This window comes from Kitasatospora sp. NPDC059571, from assembly GCF_042735675.1.
GTDB lineage: Bacteria > Actinomycetota > Actinomycetes > Streptomycetales > Streptomycetaceae > Kitasatospora.
On the sequence record NZ_JBHWBW010000636.1, the window covers coordinates 1,043 to 3,781 of the forward strand.

3 protein-coding genes and 1 pseudogene are annotated in these 2,739 nt (G+C 76.3%); all 4 read right to left on the reverse strand.

Features of this window, described 5'->3' with window-relative positions; all coding sequences use genetic code 11:
* Positions 1-234, reverse strand: a pseudogene (locus ACFV0G_RS36995) (hypothetical protein); the annotation flags it as partial.
* A gap of 15 nt (positions 235-249) precedes the next feature.
* Positions 250-1,926: a serine/threonine-protein kinase gene (locus tag ACFV0G_RS37000; RefSeq protein ID WP_380557461.1), complete on the reverse strand. Its 1,677-nt coding sequence runs from the start codon at positions 1,924-1,926 to the stop codon at positions 250-252.
* 179 nt (positions 1,927-2,105) lie between these two features.
* Entirely contained in the window at positions 2,106-2,414 is a 309-nt protein-coding gene (locus tag ACFV0G_RS37005; RefSeq protein WP_380557464.1) for a dsRBD fold-containing protein, read from the reverse strand.
* Positions 2,411-2,581, reverse strand: coding sequence for a hypothetical protein (locus ACFV0G_RS37010; RefSeq protein WP_380557467.1), 171 nt, complete (start codon positions 2,579-2,581; stop codon positions 2,411-2,413). Before ACFV0G_RS37010 ends, ACFV0G_RS37005 begins: the two co-directional genes overlap by 4 nt.
* Positions 2,582-2,739 lie beyond the last annotated feature (158 nt).

Sequence of the window (2,739 nt, forward strand, 5' to 3'; positions counted from 1 at the left end):
CTGCACGGTGGCGTCCGGCCCCGGCGGGGAGCCGAGTCGGACGGTGGACTCCGGGTCCGGCCCGACGGGCGCGGGCGGGCCGCCCAGCCGGACCGTCGCCTCCGGGGCCGCGGGCTTCACCGGGCCGAGCCGGACGGTGGACTCGGGCTCCACCGGCGGTGCCGGCTGCTGCGGCAGTGGGGTCCGGCCGAGCCGGACGGTGGCGTCCTCGTTCGGCTGCTGTGCTTCAGTCATGTCCTCAGTCCTGGTTCACCCGATCACGGGGCAGTAGCCGTAGACCGGCCCTGCCGTACTGCCCTGGCCCCGGAGCGCTGCCGGGCTCGTGCTCACACCGACCGTCCAGTACGGGTGGCTGCGGTCCCAGACCGGGGACGTGAAGCCGTGGCTGAACTTGGTCGAGCCCTTGGGAATGTCGACGGTCTCGGACGACACCGCGATCAGCGGGCCGCCCTTCACGGACTTGTACCAGGTCGCCGTCAGCCGGCCGGCCGCGGCACCGTCCGCGGTCAGCGACGCCGTCGCGTAGACGCTGTTGTTCCAGCAGGACGCGCTCCCCACCCCCAGCGAGACCACCTGCAGCACCACCGGCGGCGGAGTGGGCGGCGCGGAGGTGGTCGGTGCCGACGTGGTGGGCGGGGCGCTGGTCGGCTTCTTGGTCGGGCTCGTCGAGGGCGACGCGGACGGGCTCGCCGAGGCGGACGGCGAGGCCGAGGGCGACGCCGACGGCGAGGCGGAGGGCGACGCGGACGGGGAGGGCGAGGGCGACGGGCTCTCCGGCCCGCCGGACCCGAAGCTGGTGGTGGCCTTGGGCGCGGCGGACACATCGGTGTGCCCGTCCGCGTCGGAGGCCCCGGCGGCCGCCACGCCGGCCAGCGAGCCGCCGAGGATGACCAGGCCGGCCGCCGCGCTGAGGATCTTGGCCCGGGTGCCGAAGCGCCGGGCCGCCCCGCCGGCGCCCGGCCCGCCGGGCGGCGTCGGCGGCAGCGTGGTCGTGGCCACCGAGGTGGTCCCGGCCGCCGGCCCCTGCGCGTGCGGGAGCAGCCAGGGCAGCAGCAGGACGAGCGCGGCCAGGTCCCGCCGGCCCTTCTCCTCCCAGTCGGCCCCGTACGCACCGGCCGCGAGCTCCTCCAGCTCGGCGACCAGGTCGGCCGCGCCGGACGGCCGCTCGCGGGCGGTCTTGGCCAGGCCGGAGCGGATCAGCGGCCGGAGCTGCTCCGGCGCCTGCTCGTCCGGGATGTCGGCCTCGGTGTGCTGGACCGCGAGCTCCATCAGCGTGGTGCCCGCGAACGGCTTGGCGCCGGTCAGGCACTCGAAGAAGGTCGCGGTCGCCGCGTAGACGTCGGTGGCCGGCGAGGCCGGCTCGCCGGCCCACTGCTCGGGGGCCATGTAGGCCGGGGTGCCGGCGATGTCGCCGGTGGTGCCGGCCCGCAGCGCGATGCCGAAGTCGACCAGCTTGGAGGCGCCGTCCGTGGTCACCAGGACGTTGCCCGGCTTGTAGTCGCGGTGCACCACGCCCACCCGGTGGGCGTCGGCGAGGCCGAGCAGCGAGCCCTTGAGGACGACGAGCGCCGCCTCGGGGGTGGTGGCCCCCTCGGTCTGCAGCAGGTCGCGCAGCGAGACGCCCTCGACCGGCTCCATCACGATCGCGGCGCCCTCCGGGCCCTCCACGTACTCGTAGAGCCGGGTGACGTTCGGGGAGTCGAGGGCGCCCAGGAGCTCGGCCTCGGCGCGCAGGTTCGCGTGGTCGGCCGTGGCGCCGAGCAGGTACTTGATCGCCACGGCGGTGCCGGTCGCGTCGTGGACGGCCAGGACGACCCGGCCCGCGGCGCCCGCGCCCAGCTCCCGCCCGTGCGTGTAGCCGGGCAGCTCCCAGCGCGCGTCCCGGGCCGCCGCCTCGCCCTCGCCCTTGACTCTGTTCTCGTCCACCGTTCCCGCCACCGTCCCCGTCGTGAACCGTACGGTCGTACGGCCACCGGGAGTGACGCACCCGCGGTCCGTCAGGTTCCGGTCCGCGGGTGGTGGAAGGTTACGATTCGGCTGTTTCGCACACTACTTGTCGGGTCGCACGCGATCGGCCGCGGCACGGCGCGATGGATCGTGCACGGCTACTCCGTGTCACGACGGCGCACGGATTCGGCGGACTCCGCCGCCACCGAGCCGGCGTGCACCAGGCGGTGTCCGAGGTCCATCAGGGCCCGGCCGACGGCCAGCTCGTCGCCGATCACGGGGACGGCCGGGTCATGGGCGCTGCGCCGCGCCTCGGCGTCGGCGGACATCACCGGGCCGCCGGCGAGGACCTCCGGCGCGGGAATCAGCACGGCGTGCGCCCGGGTGGTGTCACCGTCCTCGGTGACCTCCAGGCGCACCTGCCACTGGCTGGTGTGCGGGCCGTCGCCCGCCATCGCGCCGCTCACCTGGTCGCATCCTCGGACGTGTCGTCGAGCCGGTCGCCCTCGGCCGCCGACTCGTCCTGCGCGTGGGCCGTCTGGTAGGACGTGATGCCCTCCTCGGGGTCGCGCGCGCGCACGTCCTCCTCGTCGCGCTCGGCCTTCTCGCTCATCCGCTGCTGCATGTCGGACATCGCAGGCTCCCTGTGCTCGGGCGGCCGGCGGACCCCGGGCGCGCCGGCGCCGCCGGGACGGCGGGCGCGGCCGGCCGGCCGCGTGCCATGCCTCCAGCGGTCCCCGGCCCGCGGCCCGCGGCCACCGCTGCCGACCGCGCGCCCGGCGGGGGGCCACC